Source organism: Yoonia tamlensis (assembly GCF_900115105.1).
Classification (GTDB): Bacteria; Pseudomonadota; Alphaproteobacteria; order Rhodobacterales; family Rhodobacteraceae; genus Yoonia; species Yoonia tamlensis.
This window is the reverse complement of the sequence record NZ_FOYP01000001.1, coordinates 1,351,307-1,377,446: the sequence shown is the minus strand read 5'-3', so window position 1 is coordinate 1,377,446 and position 26,140 is coordinate 1,351,307. Positions and strand designations below refer to the sequence as shown.

Annotated in this window: 25 protein-coding genes; 15 read left to right on the top strand and 10 right to left on the bottom strand. The window is 56.6% G+C overall.

Going from position 1 to position 26,140, the window contains the following annotated elements:
• The first annotated feature begins 5 nt into the window (after positions 1-5).
• The 6 genes from ntrX (at position 6) to BM320_RS07065 (ending at position 6,342) form a co-directional block, all read left to right on the top strand.
• Entirely contained in the window at positions 6-1,412 is a 1,407-nt protein-coding gene (ntrX, locus tag BM320_RS07090) for a nitrogen assimilation response regulator NtrX (RefSeq protein ID WP_090198193.1), read from the top strand.
• Positions 1,409-2,785 carry a Trk system potassium transporter TrkA gene (trkA, locus tag BM320_RS07085; RefSeq protein ID WP_090198190.1) on the top strand — a complete coding sequence of 459 codons (1,377 nt, stop codon included), beginning with the start codon at positions 1,409-1,411 and terminating at the stop codon, positions 2,783-2,785. Before ntrX ends, trkA begins: the two co-directional genes overlap by 4 nt.
• Complete coding sequence (locus tag BM320_RS07080) at positions 2,785-4,305, top strand: TrkH family potassium uptake protein (RefSeq protein WP_090198187.1); 1,521 nt, start codon at positions 2,785-2,787, stop codon at positions 4,303-4,305. Before trkA ends, BM320_RS07080 begins: the two co-directional genes overlap by 1 nt.
• A gap of 115 nt (positions 4,306-4,420) precedes the next feature.
• Positions 4,421-4,654: an RNA chaperone Hfq gene (gene hfq, locus BM320_RS07075; protein WP_090198185.1), complete on the top strand. Its 234-nt coding sequence runs from the start codon at positions 4,421-4,423 to the stop codon at positions 4,652-4,654.
• A 2-nt stretch (positions 4,655-4,656) separates the two neighbouring features.
• Positions 4,657-5,931, top strand: a complete 1,275-nt coding sequence (gene hflX, locus BM320_RS07070) for a GTPase HflX (RefSeq protein WP_090198183.1) — start codon at positions 4,657-4,659, stop codon at positions 5,929-5,931.
• A gap of 30 nt (positions 5,932-5,961) precedes the next feature.
• Positions 5,962-6,342, top strand: a complete 381-nt coding sequence (locus BM320_RS07065) for a DUF7674 family protein (protein WP_090198180.1) — start codon at positions 5,962-5,964, stop codon at positions 6,340-6,342.
• Positions 6,343-6,349: 7 nt separating this feature from the next.
• On the opposite strand, the gene BM320_RS07060 is transcribed toward BM320_RS07065, so the two are convergent.
• From BM320_RS07060 to BM320_RS07030, 8 genes are all read right to left on the bottom strand, one after another.
• A complete protein-coding gene (locus BM320_RS07060; protein ID WP_090198177.1) occupies positions 6,350-8,812 on the bottom strand; it encodes a penicillin acylase family protein in 2,463 nt (820 codons plus the stop codon).
• A gap of 57 nt (positions 8,813-8,869) precedes the next feature.
• The gene (locus tag BM320_RS07055) at positions 8,870-10,216 is read right to left on the bottom strand and encodes a branched-chain amino acid ABC transporter permease (RefSeq protein ID WP_090198174.1); all 1,347 of its coding nucleotides are present in this window, start codon (positions 10,214-10,216) and stop codon (positions 8,870-8,872) included.
• A complete protein-coding gene (locus BM320_RS07050; protein WP_090198171.1) occupies positions 10,213-11,223 on the bottom strand; it encodes a branched-chain amino acid ABC transporter permease in 1,011 nt (336 codons plus the stop codon). The genes BM320_RS07055 and BM320_RS07050 overlap by 4 nt, the downstream gene beginning before the upstream one ends.
• 2 nt (positions 11,224-11,225) lie before the next feature.
• Entirely contained in the window at positions 11,226-11,939 is a 714-nt protein-coding gene (locus BM320_RS07045; protein ID WP_090198168.1) for an ABC transporter ATP-binding protein, read from the bottom strand.
• Positions 11,936-12,094: a hypothetical protein gene (locus BM320_RS16380; RefSeq protein ID WP_165615003.1), complete on the bottom strand. Its 159-nt coding sequence runs from the start codon at positions 12,092-12,094 to the stop codon at positions 11,936-11,938. Before BM320_RS16380 ends, BM320_RS07045 begins: the two co-directional genes overlap by 4 nt.
• Positions 12,091-12,873 carry an ABC transporter ATP-binding protein gene (locus tag BM320_RS07040; protein ID WP_090198165.1) on the bottom strand — a complete coding sequence of 261 codons (783 nt, stop codon included), beginning with the start codon at positions 12,871-12,873 and terminating at the stop codon, positions 12,091-12,093. Before BM320_RS07040 ends, BM320_RS16380 begins: the two co-directional genes overlap by 4 nt.
• An 84-nt stretch (positions 12,874-12,957) precedes the next feature.
• A complete protein-coding gene (locus BM320_RS07035; RefSeq protein ID WP_090198162.1) occupies positions 12,958-14,142 on the bottom strand; it encodes an ABC transporter substrate-binding protein in 1,185 nt (394 codons plus the stop codon).
• Between the two features lie 125 nt (positions 14,143-14,267).
• Positions 14,268-15,266, bottom strand: a complete 999-nt coding sequence (locus tag BM320_RS07030) for a GlxA family transcriptional regulator (protein WP_090198159.1) — start codon at positions 15,264-15,266, stop codon at positions 14,268-14,270.
• Positions 15,267-15,445: 179 nt separating this feature from the next.
• Between BM320_RS07030 and BM320_RS07025 the strand changes: the two genes are divergently transcribed.
• The gene (locus BM320_RS07025) at positions 15,446-16,816 is read left to right on the top strand and encodes a class II 3-deoxy-7-phosphoheptulonate synthase (RefSeq protein ID WP_090198157.1); all 1,371 of its coding nucleotides are present in this window, start codon (positions 15,446-15,448) and stop codon (positions 16,814-16,816) included.
• Here the strand turns inward: BM320_RS07025 and BM320_RS07020 are convergent, their stop codons facing one another.
• Entirely contained in the window at positions 16,817-17,458 is a 642-nt protein-coding gene (locus BM320_RS07020) for a PAS domain-containing protein (protein ID WP_090198154.1), read from the bottom strand.
• A 187-nt stretch (positions 17,459-17,645) separates the two neighbouring features.
• On the opposite strand from BM320_RS07020, the gene BM320_RS07015 reads away from it, so the two are divergent.
• The 3 genes from BM320_RS07015 to BM320_RS07005 are packed head-to-tail and all read left to right on the top strand — an operon-like array spanning position 17,646 to position 19,696.
• Positions 17,646-18,536: a YicC/YloC family endoribonuclease gene (locus BM320_RS07015; protein ID WP_090198151.1), complete on the top strand. Its 891-nt coding sequence runs from the start codon at positions 17,646-17,648 to the stop codon at positions 18,534-18,536.
• Between the two features lie 3 nt (positions 18,537-18,539).
• Positions 18,540-19,178 carry a guanylate kinase gene (gmk, locus tag BM320_RS07010; RefSeq protein ID WP_090198148.1) on the top strand — a complete coding sequence of 213 codons (639 nt, stop codon included), beginning with the start codon at positions 18,540-18,542 and terminating at the stop codon, positions 19,176-19,178.
• Positions 19,175-19,696: a gamma carbonic anhydrase family protein gene (locus BM320_RS07005; RefSeq protein ID WP_090198145.1), complete on the top strand. Its 522-nt coding sequence runs from the start codon at positions 19,175-19,177 to the stop codon at positions 19,694-19,696. Before gmk ends, BM320_RS07005 begins: the two co-directional genes overlap by 4 nt.
• Here the strand turns inward: BM320_RS07005 and BM320_RS07000 are convergent.
• On the bottom strand, positions 19,693-20,076 hold the full coding sequence (locus BM320_RS07000) for a hypothetical protein (RefSeq protein WP_090198143.1): 384 nt from the start codon (positions 20,074-20,076) through the stop codon (positions 19,693-19,695). The genes BM320_RS07005 and BM320_RS07000 overlap by 4 nt on opposite strands.
• Positions 20,077-20,212: 136 nt before the next feature.
• On the opposite strand from BM320_RS07000, the gene BM320_RS06995 reads away from it, so the two are divergent.
• The 5 genes from BM320_RS06995 to pstB all read left to right on the top strand — a co-directional run bounded on the left by BM320_RS06995 (position 20,213) and on the right by pstB (position 26,137).
• The gene (locus tag BM320_RS06995) at positions 20,213-21,241 is read left to right on the top strand and encodes a sensor histidine kinase (protein WP_090198141.1); all 1,029 of its coding nucleotides are present in this window, start codon (positions 20,213-20,215) and stop codon (positions 21,239-21,241) included.
• Positions 21,242-21,356: 115 nt separating this feature from the next.
• Positions 21,357-22,385 (top strand): substrate-binding domain-containing protein, encoded by a 1,029-nt coding sequence (locus BM320_RS06990; protein WP_090198138.1) that lies wholly within the window; start codon positions 21,357-21,359, stop codon positions 22,383-22,385.
• A 114-nt stretch (positions 22,386-22,499) separates the two neighbouring features.
• Positions 22,500-23,981, top strand: a complete 1,482-nt coding sequence (pstC, locus tag BM320_RS06985) for a phosphate ABC transporter permease subunit PstC (RefSeq protein WP_090198135.1) — start codon at positions 22,500-22,502, stop codon at positions 23,979-23,981.
• Positions 23,978-25,324 (top strand): phosphate ABC transporter permease PstA, encoded by a 1,347-nt coding sequence (pstA, locus tag BM320_RS06980; protein ID WP_090198130.1) that lies wholly within the window; start codon positions 23,978-23,980, stop codon positions 25,322-25,324. The genes pstC and pstA overlap by 4 nt, the downstream gene beginning before the upstream one ends.
• A gap of 51 nt (positions 25,325-25,375) precedes the next feature.
• Positions 25,376-26,137: a phosphate ABC transporter ATP-binding protein PstB gene (pstB, locus tag BM320_RS06975; RefSeq protein WP_090200445.1), complete on the top strand. Its 762-nt coding sequence runs from the start codon at positions 25,376-25,378 to the stop codon at positions 26,135-26,137.
• Positions 26,138-26,140: the final 3 nt, after the last annotated feature.

The following is a 26,140-nucleotide window of genomic DNA, read 5'->3' as shown; positions in this document are numbered from 1 at the left end:
CCATTATGGGCGATATTCTGATTACCGACGACGAACGCGATATCCGCGAACTTATTTCGGATATTCTGATTGACGAAGGCTATACGACGCGGCTTGCTGGCAGTTCCGACGAATGTATGGCGCAAATTGCCAAGACCCCACCGGCGCTGATGATCCTTGATATCTGGCTCAAGGATAGCAACATGGACGGGATCGATATTCTCAAGACCGTCAAACGCGACAACCCCGATATTCCGGTGGTCATTATTTCCGGCCATGGCAATATCGAAATTGCGGTGGCTGCGATCAAACAGGGCGCTTACGACTTTATTGAAAAACCCTTTAATATCGACCAGTTGCTGGTCGTTATCCGGCGCGCGATGGAAACCTCGCGCCTGCGCCGCGAGAATGTCGCTCTTAAGCGCGGGGATGTTGCGGGCGCGGATATGCTGGGCGAAAGCGCCGCGTTCCGCACATTGAAATCGCAGCTTGATAAGGTGACAAAATCAAACGGGCGCGTGATGCTGACGGGTCCGGCAGGGTCGGGCAAGGAAATATCCGCCCGCTATATCCACGCAAATTCCAACCGTTCGGGCGCCCCGTTTGTGACTGTAAATTCGGCCTCGATCGAACCCGACCGTATGGAAGAAGTTCTGTTCGGCCGCGAGGATGGTCCGCGCGGTATCGAGCCGGGCCTATTGGAAGAGGCAAACGGCGGCGTGATCTATTTTGATGAAATTGCTGATATGCCTCTGGGAACACAGTCGAAAATCTTGCGTGTTCTTGTGGACCAGCGGTTCCAGCGTGTCGGCGGCACCGACAAGATACAGGTCGATCTGCGTGTAATTTCAAGCACCAACCGCGACCTGCCCGCCGCAATCGAGGCAGGGATATTCCGCGAGGAGCTGTTCCACCGACTGAATGTTGTGCCGATTGCTGTGCCCTCGTTGGAAGAACGCCGCGAGGATATTCCGCTTTTGGCCGAGCATTTCATCGAAGTGTTTAACAAGGCGCAAGGTCTGCCGCTGCGCAAGCTGGCCGATGATGCCCGCGCATTGCTGCAAACGATGATCTGGCCGGGCAATGTACGCCAGCTTAAGAACGTCGTGGAACGCGTTCTTATTCTTGGGGAAAACACAGGTGATATTGCTGCGCGCGAATTGCCGTCAGGCGAAGATCACGGCGGCAGCGACGAAGGGCGCATCGTGCTTGCGGGTGGTCTGGCAACCTTGCCGCTGCGTGAAGCGCGCGAACTGTTCGAACGCGAATATTTGCTGACCCAGATCAACCGTTTTGGGGGCAATATCAGCCGCACCGCGACCTTTGTCGGCATGGAACGGTCGGCGCTGCACCGCAAACTGAAGTCGCTGGGTGTGGTCACATCCACCAAAGCGGGTAGCCGAGTTGCCTATATCGAGGAAGACGCCCAATGAAGGTCATCATCTGTGGCGCAGGTCAGGTCGGCTGGCAGATTGCCCGCCATTTGTCCGGTGAAAAGAACGATGTAACGGTTGTCGATAACAACCCCGAACTGGTGCGCCGCGCCACCGATACGCTGGACGTGCAAGGCATTGCCGGCCACGCAAGCTATCCGGATGTGTTGGACCGTGCAGGTGCGCGCGACGCGGATATGATTATCGCCGCAACCCATTCGGACGAGGTAAATATGGTGACCTGTCAGGTTGCCCATTCGGTTTTTGCCGTCCAGCGCAAGATCGCCCGCCTGCGCGCCCAAAGCTATCTTGATGCCATCTATTCCGATCTTTACCGTCGCGACCACCTACCGATTGACGTTGTGATTTCGCCGGAAAAAGAAGTTGCCGAAGCGGCGCTACAACGGCTCGCGGCACCCGCGGCCTTTGACACGGAAAGCTTTCTTGAGGGGCGCGCGCAGCTTTTGGGGATCACCATTGGCGATGACTGCCCTGTGATTAACACGCCGCTGCGCCAGTTGACGGATTTGTTTTCGACTTTGCGCGCCGTTGTTGTTGGTATCCGCCGCGACGGGGTGTTGTTTGTGCCTTCGGCCGGTGACCAGATTTTTGCCGGTGATGATTGTTATATTTTCGCGATCACCCAAGACGCGACACGCACGCTCGAGATTTTCGGGAAAAAGAATTCAAAACAAGAACGTATCGTAATTATTGGCGGCGGGAACGTGGGTTTGGGCGTGGCAAAAGCGCTTGAAACGCGCACCGAACGGGTCCGTGTTAAGGTCATCGAAAAGAACCGCAGCATCGCCGAAAACGCGGCCGATTCATTGGACCGCACGATTGTATTGCATGGCGACGGGCTTGATTCGGCACTGCTGGAAGAAGCGAACATCGGGAACGCCGACGCGGTTCTGGCGGTCACGGACGACGATAAGACCAATATTCTGGTCTCTGTGCGCGCAAAAGAACTGGGCTGCCCGATGGCGATCTGTCTGGTCAATGATCCAACGCTTGTGCCCTTGATGGCGCCGCTGCACATCGACGCCTATATCAACCCGCGCGCAACAACCGTGAGTTCGATCTTGCGGCATATCCGCCACGGGCGCGTGCGCGGCGTCTATTCGATCGGTGACGCCGAGGCCGAAGTGATCGAAGCGCAAGTGCTTGGCACGTCACCCATTGCGGGCCAGCAGATCAAGGATATCAGCTTTCCCGAAGGCACGATGATCGGCGGGCTTATGAAACAGGGCAAATTTGTCAAACCTGTCGGCGATACGCGGATCGAAGAAGGCGATGTCATTGCGATTTTCGCAATGAGTCCGGATGTGCCGGAAGTTGAACGCCTGCTTCAGGTTTCGATTGATTTCTTCTGATGAACTGGATCCTGAAGCTTCCGTTTTTTGTGGCCCTTATGGGGCTGGGCGCGCTGGCAATGCTTGTGCCTGCCGCCCATGGCGCGGTTGTCGAAGATTTTGTGGCGATGCGCGTATTCTTTTACGGGTTTATCCTGTTTTCGATCCTGACATTGGTGGTCGGGCTTGCGACCGCCGGTTACGCGCCGCTGAATGTGGCGCGCAGCCAGTTGATCGGGCTTTTGTCCGCATTTACGGTGTTGCCGCTGATCTTTGCGGTGCCGTTCTACGAAGCGGTTGGCAATACAAGATTTCTTGATGCGTGGTTTGAAATGGTGTCGAGCTTTACGACAACAGGTGCCACGCTTTATGACACTTACGGGCGGCTCACGCCTTCGCTGCATTTATGGCGTGCCTTGGTTGGCTGGCTGGGCGGTTTGCTGGTGTGGGTCACGGCTGTGTCGATATTTGCGCCCATGAACCTTGGCGGGTTCGAAGTGCGCGCAACCACCAATATCGGCAATGGCGCAGGGGGTGGGCTGTCGCAGATCGCGCGCATTGCCGACCCGTCCGAACGTCTGGTGCGCTATACGTTGTCGCTTGCGCCACTTTATCTTGGGCTGACCTTCCTTTTGTGGCTCGGGCTCGTGATCACGGGCGAAGTGCCCTATGTCGCGCTGTGCCATGCGATGTCGACGCTTGCGACCTCGGGGATTTCACCGATCAACGGCTTGTATTACGCAGCCCCGCGGTTCTGGGGTGAATTGCTGATCTTCGGCTTTTTTATATTTGCGTTTTCAAGGCTGACCTTTAGTCGCGGCTTGATTGGCGAGGGCGGTCAAGGGCTGCGCCGCGACCCCGAATTTCGCACCGCGCTGGTGCTGATCGGTCTTGTCACCGCTGTGCTGTTCTTGCGGCATTTTGTCGGCGCTGCGGACCGCCAGACCATTGTGACACTGCAGCAAACGGCGGCCGCATTCTGGGGGACATTATTCACGGTGACGTCGTTTTTGACGACGACAGGGTTTGAATCCCACTATTGGGGTGGCGCGACACGTTGGTCGGGGCTGCAAACGCCGGGGCTGTTTCTTGCTGGGATGGCGCTTATCGGGGGCGGGGTTGCGACCACCGCAGGCGGGGTCAAATTGCTGCGCATCTACGCGCTGTTCCGGCACAGTGAACGCGAACAGGAACGGCTGCTGCACCCGTCGTCCGTTGGTGGCGGTGGACGCGAGGCACGGCGTATCCGCAAACAAGGTGCCTATATTTCGTGGGTGTTCTTTATGCTTTTCGCGCTCAGTATCGCGGCGGTGATGACGCTGATGTCACTGACAGGCGTGCAGTTCGAAACCTCTATGGTGCTTGCGGTTTCGGCGCTGTCGACAACCGGTCCGTTGGCGTCTGTCGCCGCTGAATACCCGATTGCCTATTCGGGCATTCCCGATCCGGCCAAGATCATTCTGGCTGCTGCGATGGTTTTGGGCCGGCTCGAGACATTGGCGATCATTGCACTGCTAAATCCCGAAATCTGGCGCAGGTGACACAGGCATTTTGCGATTTTGTTTTGGGGCTGGAAACTTGGGATTTGGCGCGACATACTGACCCAAACAGCGAGGGCCGAAGCGAGGCCACAATAACAAAAAAAAGGGTGTCAAAATGGCCGCCGACAAAGCAAATTTGCAAGATGCGTTTTTAAATCATGTGCGTAAGGCCAAGATTCCGGTCACGATCTTTTTGGTGAACGGCGTCAAACTTCAGGGCGTGATCACTTGGTTTGACAGTTTTTGCGTGCTATTGCGCCGCGACGGGCAGGCCCAGCTTGTCTACAAAAGCGCAATTTCGACAATTATGCCATCGCAGCCGATCAGCCTTTATGAAGGCGAAGAATAACCTTGCTAGAACATGATCGTCCGGTCACTCGGGCTTGGGTCTTGCACCCTGATTTGAAAACGGATTACGGGCGCCGTGCCGCTGGCCCCGCGCTCCAAGAAGGCGTGGCGCTTGCCGCGGCTTTGCCGGATCTGGAGGTTGTCGGGGCCGATATCGTGCGCCTGCCCAAAATCCATCCTGGTAAACTGTTTGGCAAAGGCAAGATCGCAGAGCTCAAGGCCGTATTCGAAACCAATAAGGTTGAACTGGTCTTGATTGACGGGCCTGTGACCCCTGTGCAGCAGCGCAATCTTGAAAAAGACTGGGGCGTGAAACTGCTGGATCGCACCGGATTGATCCTTGAAATTTTCAGCGACCGCGCGCGCACCTCTGAGGGTGTGTTGCAGGTCGAAATGGCGGCGCTTTCGTATCAGCGCACCCGTCTTGTGCGCGCGTGGACCCACCTTGAACGCCAGCGTGGCGGGCTGGGTTTTGTCGGCGGTCCGGGTGAAACCCAGATCGAGGCCGACCGCCGCGCGATTGACGATCAACTGGGGCGTTTGCGCCGCCAGCTGGCCAAAGTCGTGAAAACCCGCGAATTGCACCGCGCATCCCGCGCCAAGGTACCCTATCCGATTGTGGCGCTTGTGGGCTATACCAACGCCGGAAAATCCACGCTGTTCAACCACCTGACCGGTGCCGAAGTGTTTGCCAAGGACATGCTGTTCGCGACGCTTGACCCGACCATGCGCAAGATCGTTCTGCCTACCGGTGATGAAATAATCATGTCCGACACGGTGGGTTTCATCAGTGATTTGCCAACCGAACTGGTTGCGGCATTTCGCGCGACCCTCGAAGAGGTGCTTGACGCTGATCTGATCGTGCATGTGCGCGACATCAGCCACGCGCAGACCGAAGAACAATCCCAAGACGTGATGACAATCCTGCAAAGTCTTGGTGTCGCCGAAGAGGCCCCGATCATCGAAATCTGGAACAAGATTGATCTGCTTGCGCCCGAAGACCACGACGCAATGGTCACTCAAGCGGCGCGCACTGATGATCTTTTTGCGCTTTCTGCGGTTACGGGCGAAGGGTTGGAAGCGCTTTTGGCGGCCATCCCCGACAAGCTCAAGGATCCGCGCAGCGAAGCGCAGCTTTCACTCGGTTTCGCGGAAGGGCGCAAACGGGCATGGCTGTTTGACGCGGGCATCGTCACGGCAGAGACGCAGACAGAAACGGGCTATGACCTGACTGTGTTCTGGACAGAACTGCAGCGAACCCGGTTTGCGCGGTTGTAGCACGGCGCAAATGGGCGCCAAGTGGGTGTGATGACAGTTCTAAAGCTCTATGCCAGCTTTCGCGCAAGCTTTGCCGAATTGGCCGATGCAACAGATGAATTGCATGGTGAAGCAATTCGCGCAGAAGCTGATCCGCTCGTTTACCTGTGGTTTGAGGATCTCGCCAGCGTTTTGAATGCACGCATGGGCATTTCAGATTTTGAGGCACAGATCAGTCGTGTATTGACGTTCATAGATGGTCATTGGGGCGCCGGCAGCGCCGAGGTGCGGGCGTGCATTGATACGTCTTTCGTCGAAAACTTGTTCTGGCAAGTTCCCCCGCATCGCGCCGAACCTACATGGCGTATCATGCCACCACGGTTGCAGAATCTATACATTGATTTTCACGGCAAACCGCCCAACTTGCCATAATTTGAACTTAGGGTGCGGGCGTCAGCACCGTAACCCCAACCGCTGCGGCGCGTGCCAATGCCGGATCAAGCGACATCGGGATGTATTCGCCGCGCCGCCATAGTTCGCCCAGATTGTCATAATAGCGCGACAGCGGGTGCCCCGATTGGCCTGTGCTGGTCACAAACACCGAACTGTCGGGATCGGCAAAGTCGTAAACGCCGCGATAGCCTGCCGCATGCACATTCTGGAATGGCGCGGGGCCGACACCGGATGTTTTGCCACGCTGCAACGTGTTGTCACCGCCACTGGTGGATTGTTGAATATTCACAAACCAATGCAAAAGCGGGGTCTTGCCCAGCACAGGGTGGTCATGCGTGGCGACATGGGCATCGCCCCAGCGCACGGCCTCGATCGCGGCGCCGTGGTTTTCGGTCACCCAGATAATCGCATCATCAAGCGCCTGCCGCGCGATATCGGTGCAGGTCTCAACAGGTGCGGATTGGATCACATCGCACCAGATGCTGGCCCCGTCGATATCGCGAAACACCCGTTCAATAAACACCGGATCGACATGGGTGAATTCTGCCGCCAGCGGGCCCAGTTCGTCGCGGATCAGGCGTTGTTGCACCGCACGCACCCAAGCCGCGTAGATCAGCGGCTCTGGCAGGTGTTCGTTCATTTCACCGTTCCAAGCGGACAAAAGATCAAGCGCGATCTGGCGTTTACGGGCGGGCGTGCCTTCGGGGGCGGCATCGCCGGTGAACCACAGATCGGCCCCCATCAGCGCCGAGAGCGTGCGCGCGGTAAAGCTGACCGTGTCTTGCTGCGCTTCGATAAAGCTGTCACGGGTGTGGACTTCGCGGGCTTGCATCAAAAGCCGCCAACGGTTGATCCGCTGCGTATCACCCCACAAGAACGACAGGTGATGCGGGAAATCGCGGTCGACCGTCTTATTGTTGGTATTGCCGATAATGCCGCCTTCGGGGTTCAGGAAAATCGGGTTTTCAGCATAGGGAAACCGCCCTTGCCAGCGGTTTTCAGGCAAGTAGCCAAACGACGGGAACCGCCCCTGACTTTGGTGGTTGGCATTACGCGCGGGTAGTGCACCGATGGTTTTCATTGCAATCCGGTTGCGATCGGCAAGCGTGAGGTTCAGCGCAGGCGCGATAAATGTTTCTCCGGCGCGGATGGCCGCGTTCACGGTGCGCGCGCGCATGATCCCCATTGCAGCCGAAATGGATGTATCGCGGTCCGAAAGCGCGCTCCATGCAATCGCTGTGACATGGCCGGGTGGGGTGATGGTGCCAAGGTTGAACTGTGTGCCGGGCATAACCGGCCCGTTGGCTGTCCAGCGCAGGCGCAGCGTGATCGCAGGCGCGTCTTTGATATTGATTATACTGTCGCGGCTGCGAAACGGCGCCCAACCGTCGGGGCTGCGGTATTGGGTGGGATCGTCGGGGTTCACTTCTTCGATCAGGATATCGACGTCATCGACATAGGCGGCCGTAATCCCCCAGCCAAGACTGTCGCCGCGCCCAGAAAGCACAATCGGCATGCCTGGTATGGTCGCGCCGATCACGCCGCCTGTTTCCAGTTCTAGCCGTGCCAGATACCAGATGGTCGGCGCGGTCAAACCCAGATGCGGGTCATTTGCCAGCAATGTTGATCCGGTCGCCGAGCGCGTTTCATTTGCCGCCCATGCATTGGACGCGCCCGCCAGTTCCGGCGGATGAAACGGCGACAAAGGATCAGCCGCCATGCGGGTGCCCGTGCTATTGGGGGCAACATCGGGCACCAGCGCGGCATAGGCGGGCAGGGCGGCAATACCGCTGGTCGGATCGTCGGGCATAATGTCGGCCAGACGGTCAGGATCAATCAAAAGCGAGGTGCGCGCACGCAAGACTTCGTTTTCCAGATGCGGCGACAGTTGCAGGGCCATCAGTTTCATAATCGCAATGGAATCAGCGGGTTGCCATGGTGACACCGGATGGCTGAACAACCACATTTCGGGCGCGCCACGCCCGCGCGCGCCGCTGTTCACCTCTGCCAGCCACGCATTTACACCCGCCGAATAGGCCGTCAGCGCGTCCAAAGTCTGTGCGTCTTGCGCCGCCACGGAAGCGACTGAAAGGTTATAAAGATCATAGCGGCGCATGACCTTGTCGATTTCGACCGTGCGGGTGCCAAATAGTTCCGACAGCCGCCCCTGCACCGTGCGGCGCAGCATCGTCATCTGCCAAAGCCGGTCTTGGGCATGGGCGTAACCCAGCGCGAAAAACGCGTCATTGTCATTGGCAGCAAAAATATGCGGCACATTGGCATTATCGCGCACGATTTCGACAGTCGCACTGATTCCGGCAACATCGGTCTGCGCGTTATAATCGGGCAGGGACCGCGCGGCGAAGTAATACGCCAGTGAAATAGCCGCAACGCACAGGAAAACCAATGCAGTGGCAAGCCGGATGAGCCAGCGGAAAATCAGCGCCATGGGGTCCTCGGGGTGTTCATTTTCACCCGTTGTATCAATGCTGCGCCAAAGAACAAGCTAGCGTTCGGGGATCAACCCGCGCGGGCTGAACCGCAGCACCAAAAGCAGGACAACACCCATCGTCAACAGCCGCATATGGGCGGCGGATTCGATCATGTGGTCTTTTAGCGCGCTGCCATCCGCCAGACCGCTGGTCAAAAGGTTCATCACCCAAAGCCCCATCGGTTCAACCTGCACCCACAGCCACCAGATCAGCAATCCACCAAGCACCGAGCCAAAGTTGTTGCCCGATCCGCCGACAATTACCATCACCCAGATCAGGAAGGTAAAGCGCAGCGGCTGGTATGACGTCGGCGTCAACTGTCCGTCAAGCGTGGTCATCATTGCCCCCGCAATCCCGCAGATGGCCGACCCCAGAATGAAAATCTGCAAATGCCGCGCGGTCACGTCTTTGCCCATGGCTTCGGCAGCAGTCTCATTGTCGCGGATCGCGCGCATCATCCGGCCCCAAGGGCTATTGAGCGCCTTTTGTGCGAGCCACAACAAGATTAGCAGGACAGCGGCAAAAAGAACCGTGTAGCACAGTTTTGTATAGATCGTTGAGGCCGTAACCGGATCCAGACCCCAGCTTGCAGCCCGCGCGATAAAGCCCGGATCGCTTTGCAACGTGACCTCGTATGGCACGGGGCGCGGCAGGCCGTTCACGTTCTTGACGCCACGCGCCAGCCAGTCTTCGTTTTTCATCACGGCGATGATAATCTCGGCAATGCCCAGCGTCGCAATCGCCAGATAATCCGACCGCAGCCCAAGCGCGGTTTTGCCGATAATCCATGCAGCACCCGCCGCCAAAAGCCCGCCCATCGGCCATGCAAGCAGGATAAAATAGTCAGGCAAAAGCATGTCATTGGCATCGCGGTGCGGGCCAAAGATGTTGATGCCGCCCAAGTTGCCGGTCAGCGCCGGATCAACGGCCTCGATTGCGACAACGCCCGCGTCAAATACGGCGCGAAAGACGAAAAACCCAATGACCAGAATGGCTAGGGTGCCAAATGTTCTGGCTCGTCCCACCAGTTTCTTGCGGATAACGACAGCCCCGACAACCGTGCCAGCCCCCAGCGCCAGACCGGCAAAGACCTGCAATGCGCCTGCTGACCATGCCTCGCCCACAGGCGGCATGCCGACCAGAACAGTCGCAAGCCCGCCCAGCGCCACAAACCCCATGACCCCGATATTAAACAGCCCCGCAAAGCCCCATTGCAGATTCACGCCAAGCGCAAGAATCGACGATACCAGCCCCATGTTCAGAATAAACAGGGCAGAGTTCCAGCCCTGCAAAATCCCCGTGATCAGCAGCAAAAAGCCGACAAAACAAAACAGAAGTGTGTTTTTCAATGCAGGGTTCATACGGATTGCCCCTTGAATAGGCCGGTGGGTTTGAACAGCAGCACGATAATCAGGATCGCAAAACTGACCGCGAATTTATAGTCGGTCGACATCAGCTGCACGAGCCCGTCAGGCTCTAGGTTTTCGGGCAACAGATAGACCAGCACCTTTTTCCAAGCATAGGTGATTGTGACCTCGCTAAATGCGATGACAAACCCGCCTGCAATTGCGCCCAATGGGTTGCCCAAACCGCCGACGATGGCGGCAGCAAAAATCGGCAGCAGGAGTTGGAAATAGGTGAATGCTTTGAATGACTTATCCAGCCCGTACAGCACGCCAGCCGTTGTGGCCAATGCGGCAACAATCATCCATGTGACCTTGACCACCCAGTCAGGGTTGATGCCTGATAGCAGCGCCAGATCTTCGTTATCCGAAAACGCGCGCATCGATTTGCCTGTGCGGGTTTTGTTGAGGAACCAAAACAGCAGCGCCATTGCAATCAGCGCGACAACCACGGTAATCGCTTGGGTCGTCTTAATGGCCAGCCCTTCGTCAAGGCCGGTCATTTCCTTGAAATCACGCGCGGTAATCAAGAACCGTTCACCATCCGCAAACTGGATATCACGCACCCCGATGATAAAGCGCACAACGCCGTTCATCACAAACATCACGCCCATCGACACGATCACAAGGATCACGGGCTTGGCCTTTTGATCACGGTAGAATTTATAGACCAGCCAATCGATGAACAGCACCAACAGAATCGTCGCACCAATGCCAAAGGGCAGGGCGAGCAGCGCAGTCGGCAAGGGGCCAAAGGTGATCCCCAGCGCCAAAAGCGCATTTGTCCCAATGATTGTCATCGCGGTACCAAAGGCCATCGTGTCGCCATGGGCAAAGTTGGAAAACCGCAAGATGCCGTAAATCAGCGTGACACCCAGCGCCCCAATGGCCAGCTGCGCACCGTAAGCAAGGCCCGGTACAAACACAAAATTCAAGAAGGCCACGAGGGCGTTAAGATAGTCCATGATTAACCCCCTAGGAACGATCTGCGGACTTCTTCGTCCGCCAATAGTTCTTTCCCCGTCCCAGTATGCGCGTTGCGGCCTTGCACCAAAACATAGGCTTTATCTGCAATTTCAAGGGCTTGCCGTGCGTTTTGTTCGACCATCAGGATCGGGATGCCGGTGCGCGCGACCTCGATAATGCGGTCAAAAAGTTCGTCCATAACGATGGGTGACACGCCTGCGGTCGGCTCATCTAGCATCAGCACTTTGGGTTTTGTCATCAGTGCGCGGCCCACGGCGACTTGTTGGCGTTGCCCGCCGGATAGTTCGCCAGCCGCTTGGTTGCGCTTTTCTTTCAGAATCGGGAACAGATCATAGATCTGCGTCATCGTATCGCGAAAATCATCGCGGCGGATGAACGCACCCATTTCAAGGTTTTCTTCCACCGTCATCGAGGTGAAAATGTTCGACGTTTGCGGCACAAACCCCATGCCTTTGACGACGCGTTCTTGCGGGGTCAGGCGGGTGATGTCTTCGCCGTCCAACCGGACAGAGCCTGAATTCACATTTAACATGCCAAACACGGCCTTCATCGCGGTGGATTTGCCAGCCCCGTTGGGGCCGACAATCACGGCGATCTCGCCTTTTTCGGCGGCAATGGTGCAGCCATGTAGAATATCAGGGCCTTTGCCATAACCACCGGTCATGGCATCGCCGATCAGAAACGGATCGCTCACGGGTTAATATACTCCGACAGGAAAGGCAGATAGGTGGTGATCGTGTCGCGCATCAGCGCCTGTTCACCCGCATCTGCGTGGTAAAGGTAGATGTAGTAGAATGCGCCGGCAGCGCCCAGAATGGCGCCCAGCAACACTGTGAAGAGAAATTTCATGACATGACCTTATCTTTGTTTTTCAATCCGGTGCCGAGGTAAGCCTCGATCACCTGCTCGTTGGCCTTGATCTCGGCCAAGGTGCCCTCGGCCAGAACATGACCTTCGGCCATACAAATAACAGGGTCACAAAGACGGCCGATAAAATCCATATCGTGTTCGATCACGACAAAGGTGTAGTTGCGTTCTTTGTTGAGGCGAATAATTGCATCGCCAATGGTATTGAGAAGGGTGCGGTTCACACCTGCACCGACCTCGTCCAGAAACACGATCTTGGCGTCGACCATCATGGTGCGCCCCAGTTCCAGCAGCTTTTTCTGTCCGCCAGAAAGATTGCCTGCTTTTTCGTCTTTCAGGTGGTCGATGGTCAGAAATTCCAGAACCTCGTCGGCCTTCGCCATCAGCGCGCGTTCTTCTTGCGCGATGCCCTTGCGGCCAAACCATGCGTTCCACAGCGTTTCACCTGATTGCGCGCCCGGCACCATCATCAGGTTTTCGCGGACCGTCATTGATGAAAATTCATGCGCAATCTGGAAGGTGCGCAGCAGACCTTTGTGGAAAAGTTCGTGGGGCGGCAGGCCGGTGATGTCTTCGCCCATCATGGTCACGCGGCCGGAGGTTGGCTTAAGAACGCCCGCGATCACGTTGAAAAGTGTGGTTTTTCCAGCGCCATTTGGCCCGATCAATCCGGTGATTGATCCCTGCTCAATGCGTAGTGACGCACCGTCAACGGCGTGAAAACCACCAAAGGTTTTCACCAGATTTTCAACAACGATCATATCTTCCCCTCGCACGCCTTTGCGGCATGTCTATTGTTAAGGCGGCGCAGGTATCCCGCGCCGCCCCGTTCTTAAATCGCTGGATTAGCGGTAACCAATTGTCGAATAGACGCCATCGGCGAATTCGATTTCCTGATAGTTACCCGCAGATTCACCGGGTCCAATCAGTTCCACGGCGGATGCGCCGACATAATCGATGTCTGTGCCTGCTGCGATCAGCTCAAGGCCCTTCGCCAATTCGCCCGGGAAGATTTCAACGCCTGGTGCGTTAGCAACGTCAAACACGTGGTCTTTGAAATCGGCCGAATTGCTGGAACCGGCTGCTTGCATTGCCAGCATGATCAGCGCCGCAGCGTCATATGATTCAGGGGCAAACGCGCCTGTGCCGTCAAAACCGGCTGCTTCGGCCAGTTCAACGAATTTCGCCGCACCTGCACTGTCTGTGCCCGGATATGCGCCGTATGAACCGTTCAATTCAGCACCAAAGTTATCGTTCAGCTTTGTGCCAACCATCCCGTCAGGGAAGTAGAACGTATCAAATGCACCGGAATCAAGCGATGAACGCACGATGCCCGAACCACCTTGGTCAACGTAGCCTGCAACAACAAGCACTTCGCCGCCTGCGGATGCCAATGCACCGACTTCAGCCGAATAATCGGCCTTGCCGTCTTCATGGGCTGCGGAAATAGTGACCGAACCGCCTGCTGCTTCGAATGCAGCTTGGAACGCGTCGGCCAGACCTTTGCCATAGTCGTTGTTCGTATAGGTCAGCGCGACCTGTTCAACGCCACGTGATTGCAGGATTTCGGTGATGATCACGCCTTGGCGCGCATCAGATGGGGCTGTGCGGAAGAACAGACCATCGTCTTCGGCAGATGACAGGCCAGGGGATGTGGCAGATGGGGAAATCATCACAACACCGTTGGCGCGTGCCACGTTTTGCAAGATCGCGCCGGTAACGCCGGAACAATCGGCACCCATGATTGCGTTGACGGCGTCGGATGTGACCAGACGTTCGGCCGCTGCGGTCGCCGCACCTGCGTCAATACATGTGCTGTCGCCGCGCACGGACGTGACGGTTGATCCGTCCAAAAGCGCGCCTGATGCGGTCACTTCGGCCATCGCCATTTCTGCGCCGGCACCCATTGCCGGTGTGATCGATTCGAGCGGTCCAGTGAAACCAAGGATCACCCCGATTTTCACGTCTTCCGCAATTGCGGCGCCCGCGATCATTGTCATGGCAGATGTCGCCATCAGTAGTTTTTTCATTTTTAGTCTCCCAATTGGATCTTTTGTCCTGCGCGCCAGCTTATCAGCGTGTTTCCAAAAGGAAAGTCGGAACCAAAGGTAAATTTCACTGAATCATGGCGGAATTTCAGGTTATTTACCTGTTATCAGGCGGGACGCGCACCCTGACTGCCGCGTTCGCGGTAAGGTGTAGTGTCGTAATGCGACCGGTAGCATTTCGAGAAATGCGATGGTGATGCAAAACCGCAGGCAAGTGCCACGTTGATCACTGTCATATCTGTTTGCATCAACAGGTTGCGTGCCTTTTGCAGCCGCAGTTCCATGTAATAGCGTTTCGGACTGCGCGCCAAATAGCGGCGGAACAACCGTTCGAGCTGGCGCGTGGACATGCCGACATCGCTGGCCAGCGTTGCAGGGCTGATCGGATCCTCGATATTGGCTTCCATCATCTTGATCACCTGCGACAGTTTCGGGTGCCGCACGCCGATCCTTGTGGGGATCGACAGGCGCTGTGTGTCCTTGCTCGTGCGGATCGCGGAATAGATCATAAGATCGGCCACCGCATTGGCCAGATCTTCGCCGTGGTCATCCGCGATCAATTTGATCATCAGATCAATCGCCGCTGTGCCACCTGCGGCCGTGATCCGGTTGCCGTCCACGACAAACACCGATTTGGTCAAGGTCACATTTTCGAATTCTTCAAGAAAGCTGTCGTGATTCTCCCAGTGGATCGCGGCGGTGCGACCGTCCAGCAGGCCGGCTTTGGCGATCACATAGCCCGCCGTGCACAGCCCAGCGATGGTTGCGCCGCGCCTCGCCTCGCGGCGTAGCCAGTTCAGCAGGGGTTTGGTTGTGGCGTTCTGGATGTTAACCCCGCCGCACAGCATGATCGTGTCGTCGCGCGCGGTTTCTGCCAGCGGATGCGCCACCCGAAATGCGCAGCCATTTGAACAGACCGTATCTGCGCCTGTTTCATTCACGATTGTCCATGAATACAGGGTCTTGCCAGAGGTGCGATTGGCAATGCGCAGGCATTCCAGCGCCGCCGCAAAGCTAAGCATCGTGAACGCGTCTAACAAAACAAAGACAAAATGCCTTGGCTTGCCGCTGTGATCTACATCGACGATCTGAGGCTGTGAGGTCATGCGGGCTTTCCAAAAAACTATTCATCGACGGAACCAGCTTTAACCCGCGCAATCAAGCCCGAATGCGCCGAAAACGACGTTTCAAGCTGCGCGCGCACTTTCGTATTGGCCCTTGCGACTGATAGCGCTATACGGTCCACCTAAATTTCGTTCACATATACTGCAATTGGAGCAAGAAAATGACTAACTGGCAAAAATCTGACTGGCGCAATAAGCTCCGGGTTCAGATGCCCGACTATACCGACGCAGCCGCGCTTAGCGCTGTAGAAGGTCGTCTTGCCAGTTATCCACCCTTGGTTTTTGCAGGCGAAGCACGCAAGTTGAAAAAACAGCTGGGCGCGGTCAGCCGCGGCGAGGCGTTTTTGCTGCAAGGCGGCGATTGCGCCGAAAGCTTTGCCGAATTCGGTGCCGACAGCATCCGCGACACGTTCAAGGTCATGCTGCAAATGGCGATGGTTTTGACCTATGGTGCCAAAGTGCCCGTGGTCAAAGTTGGCCGTATGGCCGGCCAAATGGCGAAACCGCGTTCGGCGCCCACCGAAACCGTAAACGGCGTGGAATTGCCCAGCTACCGTGGTGACATCATCAACGGTTTCGATTTCACCCCGGAATCGCGCATTCCAGACCCAGAGCGCATGTCACAGGCCTATATGCAGGCCGCAGCGACCCTGAACCTGTTGCGCGCGTTTTCGACCGGTGGTTTTGCCAATGTCCACGAGGTTCACAAATGGACCTTGGGCTTTACCGATGCCAATGAGGTCAAGAAATACAGTGATATGGCCGCCCGTATCTCTGACACGCTTGATTTCATGGAGGCTGCGGGCCTGACCACCGAAACCAATCACGAATTGCAGACGGTTGATTTCTACACCAGCCACGAGGCGCTTTTGCTGGAATACGAAGAGGCGCTGTGCCGTCTTGATTCCACATCTGGCAAATGGTTGGCCGGTTCCGGCCATATGATCTGGATCGGTGACCGTACCCGTCAGCCTGACGGCGCGCATGTTGAATTCTGCAAGGGTGTTCTGAACCCGATCGGGTTGAAATGCGGGCCTTCTATGACCTCTGGTCACCTGAAATCGCTGATGGCGTCTTTGAACCCCAACAACGAAGCGGGCCGTTTGACATTGATCGCGCGCTTTGGCGCGGGAGCAGTGGGTGACCATCTGCCACGTCTGATCAAAGCCGTCGAAGAAGAAGGCGCAAATGTTGTCTGGACCTGTGACGCGATGCACGGCAACACGATCAAATCGACAACCGGCTATAAAACCCGGCCATTCGACAGCGTGCTGCGCGAAGTCAAAGAGTTCTTTGGCATCCACAATGCCGAAGGCACCGTGCCAGGTGGTGTGCATTTCGAAATGACCGGCAAAGACGTGACCGAATGCACCGGCGGCGTGCGGGCAGTGACCGACGAAGACCTGTCCAGCCGTTACCACACAGCCTGCGATCCGCGTCTGAACGCGTCGCAGTCGCTGGAACTTGCGTTCCTGGTCTCCGAAGAGCTGTCGGCCCGCCGCAACAAATTGCTACAGGCCAAAGCCGGTTAATCAGGCGTTATTGACCACAAGTTGAAGGGCCGGGCGTTGCGCGTCTGGCCCTTTTTCATTGACACGGCGCGGCAGGCTTTGCGTCGCGGCAAGCTTGATCCCGAGCCGGTCCACGCGAATGCCCATGCTGCGATCAATTTCGAACCGACGTTGGCGGTTGCCGCGATGGCCTTGCGTCATCAGCGCGCCAAGAACACGGCTGGTTTGCCCGTTATCATCGCGCAATGGCAGCAACAGCATGGTGCCGGTCAATGGCGCGCGCACGACATTACCCTGTGAAACCAACGGGACCGCTACGATTGCGGGTTCCGAAAACGCCAATTCCACAAGATCGGCGATCTGTGCGCGCGCATCGGCGTGAAAAAAGCTGGATACCGGCATGCCGCGCGCATCCATTTTCAGCAGATCATGCAATTGTTGACCAGCGACGCGCATCCTCGCCACGCCCGGTGCGACCCGTTGCAGGATAAATGCATGGGGCAGGGCGCTATCGATTTCATGCGGGCGGATATCATTGCGTGCGGGGATATGTCGGGCGTGGCGCAAGGCGCGCCAATAGGATTCGAGTTGCATCAAGACCGGATTGTCGGCGCCCGGCATGGCGTCACCACGCGAAAAGGAAAAATCGTTAACAACAGTCATCTGAACCTCGCACCAATGCATATTTCGTTAATCGGGGGCCAGAAACATCCGATCCCTTAAATCAAATTTAACACAGTTTACGCATAGTTTCACTTAACAAAGTATTAATCGGTTAATGCGCCAAGGCTTGCCCATGCCCCCCTTTATCCAATAGGACCATTGGCAGACAGCAGCGCAGGTGATCCCAATGACCCAATCCATGACAGCTTTTGCCAGCCGCGCGGGCGCGCATGAAACAGTTGCTTGGGCATGGGAAATGCGCAGCGTGAATGCGCGCGGGTATGACCTGCGCCTGCGCATGCCCGAAAGCATCACTGGGCTGGAACCCGCCCTGCGCAAAGCCGTGGGCGATGCGGTAACGCGCGGGAATGTGACGGTAAACCTGCGGCTAACCCGCGAAGAAACCGCTGGACAGCTGACAATTGACGAGCCGCGGCTAGACGCCGTGCTTGGCGCGCTTGATGCGATCCAGGAACGCGCCTTTGCCAAAGGTGTGACGCTTGGCCAGCCCACGGCGGCAGATGTTCTGAACCAGCGCGGTGTTCTGGTTGCTGCGCAGGCGCAAGACGATGACGCCACGCTTGCCACGGCACTCATTGCCGATATTGCGCCTTTGGTTGCGGATTTTTGCGCCATGCGCCGCAGCGAAGGTGCGTTCTTGCATGATGTGCTGACCGCCCAGTTGGACCAGATTGCAGCGCTGACCGCAGCCGCAGAAAAAGCTGCCGCCGCACGGCTGCCGCAGATGCGCGAAACCATGAAAGCCGCCCTTATGCGGATCACCGAAGATGCGGGCCTGATCGAAGAAGGCCGCGTCGCGCAAGAGCTGGCCGTCGTCGCGATGAAGGCCGATATCACCGAAGAAATCGACAGGCTTAAGGCGCATGTACAGGCCGCGCGTGATCTTTTGGCCCAAGATGCGCCTGCGGGGCGCAAATTTGATTTTCTGGCGCAAGAGTTCAACCGCGAGGCCAACACGCTTTGTGCAAAAGCGCAGTCAACCGCGCTGACCGCGATTGGGCTTGACCTGAAAGCCGCGATCGACCAGATGCGCGAACAAATCCAGAATGTGGAGTAAGATATGTCTCGTCGTGGCCTTTTGATCGTTTTGTCCTCGCCTTCGGGGGCGGGGAAATCAACCCTGACCGGTCGTCTGCGCACATGGGACGCGACACTGCAATTTTCGGTTTCGGCCACAACCCGCGCGCCACGCACAGGCGAACAAGACGGCAAAGACTATTATTTTGTCTCGGTGCCCGATTTTCAGGATCAGGTCGCAAGCGGTGATATGCTCGAACATGCGCGGGTTTTTGGCAATTACTACGGATCACCCAAAGCCCCCGTGCAGGCCGCGATCGAGGCGGGGCGCGATGTCTTGTTTGATATCGACTGGCAGGGTGCGCAGCAGATCAGCAATTCGGCACTGCAAGAACATGTGCTGTCGATATTTATCCTCCCGCCATCCATCACCGAATTGCACCGCCGTCTGGTCAGCCGCGGCCAGGATAGCGCCGAAGTCATCGACCAGCGTATGCAAAAAAGCTGGGACGAGATCAGCCATTGGGACGGCTATGACTATGTGCTTGTGAATGACGATCTGGACGCTACCGAACAACAGTTGAAAACCATCATCAGCGCCGAACGCATGCGCCGCGCGCAGCAACCCGATCTGGTTGATCACGTTCGCAAACTGCAATCCGAATTCGGAGACCGCACATGAGCCTTTATGCATTGGGTGCAGATCGCCCAGAAATTGCCGCAGACGCATGGGTCGCACCGGGCTGCCATGTGATTGGCAAGGTCACATTGGCTGCAAAATCATCGGTCTGGTTTGGCACAACCCTGCGCGGCGATAACGAGATGATCACCGTTGGTGCGGGCAGTAATGTGCAGGAAAACTGCGTTTTGCACACAGATATGGGCTATCCGCTTGTGGTCGGCGCGGATTGCACCATTGGCCATAAGGCGATGCTGCACGGGTGCACAATCGGTGACGGCAGCCTGATCGGCATGGGCGCGACCGTGTTGAACGGTGCGGTGATCGGCAAAGGCTGTCTGATCGGCGCGGGTGCCTTGATCACCGAAGGCAAGGTTATCCCCGACGGATCGCTGGTAATGGGCGCGCCAGGCAAGGTGATCCGGACACTTGATGCGGCGGCGCTGGCGATGCTGCGCAAATCCGCCGAAAACTACCAAGCCAATGCCGCACGTTTTGCGCGGGATCTGACCCCGCTTTAGGCAGGCACAATAAATATATCGAACCAGAGCGCGGGCGCGCGCCGTTTGACCTCTGCAATTACGGCGTCGCGATCGGGAAGCGGGTTTGAAATCGCGCAATAGCGGCCCGAAAAACCGCAATCCCCCAGAAACTGCGCTAGGTCATAGGCGTCAAACGTGTCTGCGATCAGCGGTGAAAAGATAGTTTCCGGCGCGGTTTCCGCCAGCAATTCCACGCCCAAAGCGTCAAATGCGTGGAATTCAAGCCCGTCAAAAGGCGCGATATTCCTGCCCTGCGCCTGCCAACGCATCACATCCCCGATCACAAGCGTTTTCGGCTTGGGCGCGCGTGCGGGGCTATCAAAGTTGACAACCTGCGCCGCTGTTGTGGAAGATGCCATTTATTCACCCTGAAAATTGGAGGCCGGTAAACCCGAAAACAATATAAGCGTGTGTTATTGTTTGCGGAAATCACGGGTTGGCGCAATGTGTTTTTCGCGGTTAAACAGTCCCTAGCTCTATTTGTGGAAATGATCCGTGGTCTATCATCACATTGCCGATGTTATTTCGGCGCTCCCTATTGCGGTCCTTGTGATCAGCGCCGAAGACCGTGTGCGGGCGACCAATCCGGCGCTCGAGGCGATATTGGGGCCAAATCTGGTTGGCAAACATTATATCTCGGCGTTGCGCCAGCCGGGCGTTGTGGCTGCGATCACAACCTTGCGGGCAGGTGGCGGCGGTAGCACAGTCCGCTTTATCAGCCGAGACGGGGATCGCGATACCGTTTACCGCGTGACTGTCGCGCCGGCAGATCAGGATATCGTGCTTAGCTTCGAAGACCAGACCGCGGCAGAAGAAGCCGGCAAAATGCGCCGCGATTTTGTGGCCAATGTCAGCCATGAATTGCGCACGCCGTTAACGGCCTTGATGGGTTTTATCGAAACACTGGGGGGGGCCGCACGCAATGACCCCAACGCGCGTGACCGGTTTTTGCAGATCATGGAAAAAGAAGCCGCACGCATGACGCGACTGGTGGATGATCTGTTGTCGCTTTCGCGCGTCGAAGAGGACGAACGCGTGCGCCCGCGTGCGCCGCTGGACGTTGCCGCTTTGCTTGGCTCGGTGATCAAGGCGCTCGAGCCGCAAGTTGCCGCCGCAAATGTGACGGTGGCACTGCACAATCGCAGCGCGGGCGATTTGGTTCCCGGTGACGCGGGGCAATTGGTGCAAGTCTTTACCAATCTGGTTGAAAACGCGATCAAATACGGGGCCGCCGGTGGTAAGGTCGATGTCACTATTTATGCGCCCGCCGATGACCTACGGCTGCGCTGCACTGCGATACAAATCGCGGTCGCGGATTACGGCGAAGGCATCGAAAGCCACCATATTGCGCGACTTACCGAACGATTCTACCGCGTTGACAGCCACAGATCGCGCGCCGTTGGCGGCACCGGATTGGGGCTTGCGATCGTCAAACATATCGTCAACCGGCACCGCGGGCGACTGCAAATCGAAAGCGAAATCGGCAAAGGCACAGTTTTTTCTATTTTCTTGCCGATTTCCTAGCCTGTCATAAAACTTTTACATAACTGTCACAAAAGGTTTGAAACCGGCGCCTAAACGGGCCGCAATGGTTGCGCGGTTCGCGCGTAGCTGATGTTTGACTGACTGGAGTAATGAGATGTCGATCATGAAACTGACTGCGACAACCGCAGTTCTTGCCGCCCTTACCGCAACCGCTGCTTCTGCCCGTGACAACGTGCAAATTGCCGGTTCTTCGACTGTTTTGCCTTATGCGTCCATCGTGGCCGAAGCCTTTGGCGAAAACTTTGACTTCCCGACACCCGTTGTTGAATCCGGTGGTTCTTCTGCTGGTCTGAAACGTTTCTGCGAAGGCGTTGGCGAAAACACAATCGACATCGCAAATTCATCGCGCCCGATCCGCGAAAGCGACATCGCGCTTTGCACTGAAAACGGCGTGACAGACATCATCGAAGTCCGCATCGGTTATGACGGCATCGTTTTTGCGTCGCAAATCGACGGTCCTGCATTCACCGCGTTCGAGCCAAGCGACATTTTCAACGCATTGGGTGCAACTGTTCTGGTAAACGGCGAAGTTGTTGCCAACCCTTACACACAATGGTCTGAATTCAACGCTGAATTGCCGGCGGCTGACATTCTGGCGTTCATCCCTGGCACCAAGCACGGCACACGCGAAGTCTTTGAAGACAAGGTTCTGATGCAGGGCTGTGAAGACACTGGCGCACTTGCCGCGATGATCGCAGGCGGCATGTCCGAAGATGACGCAGAAGATGCATGTATCGCAGTACGCGGCAACGGTATCACCGTTGATATCGACGGCGACTATACAGAAACGCTGGCCCGCGTGGACACAAACCCCAACGGTATCGGTGTGTTTGGTCTGGCATTTTATGAGAACAACACAGATTCGCTCAAAGTTGCGACAATCGGCGGTGTTGAGCCACGCACCGAAACCATTGCGTCAGGCGAATACCCTGTGTCGCGCCCATTGTTCTTCTTCATCAAGAAAGCCCACATCGGCGTGATCCCGGGCCTGAAAGAATTCGCAGAATTCTTTATCGCTGACGAAATTGCTGGTCCATCTGGCCCGCTGTCCGATTACGGTCTGGTTTCCGATCCTGAACTGGCTGCGACCCAAGCAGCTGTTGCAAACGAAGAAACACTGTAATCAAAGTATTGAGACACGGGGCATCCCTTTTGGGGTGCCCTGACTTTGTTCTTGGCGCTGTCTTTGGTATAGGCGGCCCAAGTAGATTACTGACCTAAAAGGGGTTGCGCTGCCATGCCGGCAATTTGGATTATCGCGATTGTACTGGTGATCGCCTCTGCAGGTTACTTTTTCGCACGCAGACGCGCGTTTGCATCCGCAGGGTCGGATCCGCGGCAATTGCATTCGCTGCCGGTCTATTACGGTGCAAATGCGGCAATTGCCGCAGCGGGGCCTGCGCTGCTTGTGCTTTTGGTATGGGCGATTGCGCAACCGTTGCTGGTTAACAGCGCGCTGACACAATATCTGCCCGCCGATATTGCCGCCGATGAGGGTGCACGTTCGCTTGCGATGGCTGATGTAAACCGGATCGCAGGGGGGCTGGATGCCGCCGTGGCCCAGGGCGCGATGACCGAAAACGATGCGCAAACGCTGAACGTTGAAACAACTGATGTCCGCGCCATGCTGGCCTCGGTTGGTGTGGCGCTCGGGGCGGATGTTGACGCGCAGACATTGGCATTGGCGCAACGCTACCGCGCCGCCACCGCATTCGGGAACATGTTGCGGGTCGTCACCATTGTCGGTCTGGCCCTTGTTGGGGCAGCAATTGCATACAAATTGACCAACAAGGATTTCCGCGCCCGCCGCTATGTCGAAGGCGCGATCAAGCTGATGTTGATTGCCGCAGCTTCTGTTGCTGTGTTGACGACGGTGGGCATTGTTTTGTCGCTTGTTTTCAACACGATCGAGTTTTTCAAAGCCTTTCCCGCAAAAGATTTCTTTTTTGGTACCCGCTGGGAGCCGAGCTTCTCTGGGCGCGGCGGGCATTCTGATCTGGGGTTCTTGCCGCTGATCTGGGGGACGCTGTTTATTTCGCTGATTGCGTTGATTGTTGCGGTGCCGGTCGGGCTGTTTGCGGCAATCTACCTGTCGGAATATGCGTCACCGCGCGTGCGCGCCTTTGCCAAACCAATGGTCGAAGTGCTCGCTGGGGTGCCAACAATTGTTTACGGTTTGTTTGCGCTGCTGACAGTCGGGCCGCTTTTGCTGAACGCCTTTGGCGCCAACGGCGTGTTTCAGCTTGGCTGGATGTCGGGCGGAACAGCGGCAATTACGGCGGGTCTCGTGATGGGGTTTATGTTGATCCCGTTTGTATCATCGCTGTCGGACGATATTATCAATGCAGTGCCGCAATCCATGCGTGACGGATCGCTCGGGCTTGGGGCAACCCATTCTGAAACCGTGCGGCAGGTGATCTTGCCCGCGGCGCTTCCGGGGATTGTTGGCGCGGTGCTGCTGGCGGCATCCCGCGCGATTGGCGAAACCATGATTGTTGTCATGGGGGCAGGGGCTGCAGCCGCCCTGTCAATGAACCCCTTTGACGCGATGACCACGGTCACCGCCAAAATCGTCAGCCAACTAACTGGCGACGGTGAATTCAACAGCCCTGAAACGCTTGTGGCTTTTGCGCTGGGGATGACGCTGTTTGTGATCACCTTGGCGCTGAATATCCTCGCACTTTATATCGTGCGCAAATATCGGGAACAGTACGAATGACCCAAGACACCGCTGATATGGCTGCGCCTGCGCAACAGGGAAAATCCCTGCTGACCCAAGACGCGCGGACCCGCAAACGTAATGCAGCAGAAACAAGGTTCAAGGCCTACGGTATTGCCGCGCTCGGGTTTAGTATCCTGTTTCTTGCGGTGCTGCTTTTTGCGATCATCCGCAACGGGGTGCCTGCATTCACGCAGACATTTGTAACCATCGAAATCGCATTGCCCGCAGATGTGCTGGATAAAAACGGCAACCGCGATATCGAAGATATCAAGAAGGTCTCGACCTTTGGCTATAACCCGTTGATCGAGGATGCGCTTGTCGCTGCAGTTGCTGGGATCGAGACCGAAGTCGAAGACGGTGATCTTAAAAAGATGTTGTCATCATCGGCCGGTGCGGCCGTGCGTGACGCGGTGATCGCAAACCCCGATTTGATCGGGCAAACCATAGCATTCGAGCTTTTGGCCTCCTCGCGGGTGGACGGCTATTTAAAAGGCCGTGTGACCCGCGAAGATCTGGCGCGTGACAAGAACCTTGATGCGGCGCATCTGGATTTGGTCGATGCGCTGATTGAAACCGGTGGGGTTGCGCGCAAGTTCAACTGGGACTTTATTCTGGGGTCCGACGCATCCGAAAGCCGCCCCGAACAGGCGGGCATGGGGGTCGCGATGCTGGGATCGGTGTTTATGATGCTGGTCGTTTTGCTGCTGTCGCTGCCCATCGGGGTTGCCGCGTCGATCTATCTTGAAGAATTTGCGCCGCAAAACTGGATCACCGATCTGATCGAGGTGAATATTTCCAACCTTGCTGCGGTGCCGTCCATTGTGTTTGGTATTCTGGGGCTGGCTGTATTCATCCAGTTCGCGCATCTGCCGCAATCGGCGCCGCTTGTGGGGGGGCTGACGCTGACGCTGATGACCCTGCCGACAATCGTGATTTCAACGCGCGCATCGCTTAAAGCTGTGCCGCCATCGATCCGCGCTGCGGCATTGGGGGTGGGTGCATCCGAAATGCAAACCGTGTTCCACCACGTGCTGCCATTGGCGATGCCTGGAATTTTGACCGGCACAATCATCGGGTTGGCACAGGCCTTGGGTGAAACCGCGCCACTGCTTTTGATCGGGATGGTGGGTTACATTGCGTCAAACTATCCTGACGGAATTGCCTCTGGGTTTCTTGATCCGAACTCGGCCATGCCCGCCCAGATTTTCGAATGGGCGAAACGCGCCGACCCTGCATATTACGAGCGCGCTTGGGGCGGTATCATCATCCTGCTGGTGTTTCTCATGACGATGAACATCATAGCGATCATTTTGCGCCGCCGTTTTGAACGCCGGTGGTAAGGAAAGATCATGTTAGACGACAAATATCACGTAGATCGGGCGGTAGGCACCATGCAAGACAATAAAATCACAGCCAAAAACGTCCAGGTTTTTTATGGCGAAACCCATGCGATCAAAGACGTAAACGTCGCGATCTCGGATAAGACCGTGACCGCCTTTATCGGGCCGTCAGGCTGCGGCAAATCCACGTTTCTGCGCTGCCTGAACCGGATGAACGACACGATTGATATCTGCCGCGTGACGGGCGATATCCATATCGACGGCGAAGATATCTATGACCCGCGGGTTGATCCGGTGCAACTGCGTGCCAAGGTGGGGATGGTGTTCCAAAAACCCAATCCCTTCCCGAAATCGATTTATGACAATGTGGCTTATGGACCGAAAATCCACGGGCTGGCCAAGACCAAGTCCGATCTGGACGAAATCGTCGAAAGCTCTTTGAGCAAGGCCGCACTTTGGAACGAGGCCAAGGACCGGCTCCATGAGGCAGGCACCGGCATGTCGGGCGGGCAACAGCAGCGGCTGTGCATCGCACGCGCCATTGCAACCGCGCCCGAAGTCTTGTTGATGGACGAGCCTTGCTCGGCGCTTGATCCGATTGCGACGGCGCAGGTCGAAGAACTGATCGATGAATTGCGCCAAAGCTTTTCGGTTGTCATCGTGACCCATTCGATGCAGCAGGCCGCGCGCGTCAGCCAGAAAACAGCGTTTTTTCACCTAGGTAACCTCGTTGAATTTGACGACACAGACAAGATTTTCACCAACCCCCAAGACCCGCGCACGGAAAGCTATATTTCCGGCCGGATCGGGTAAGGA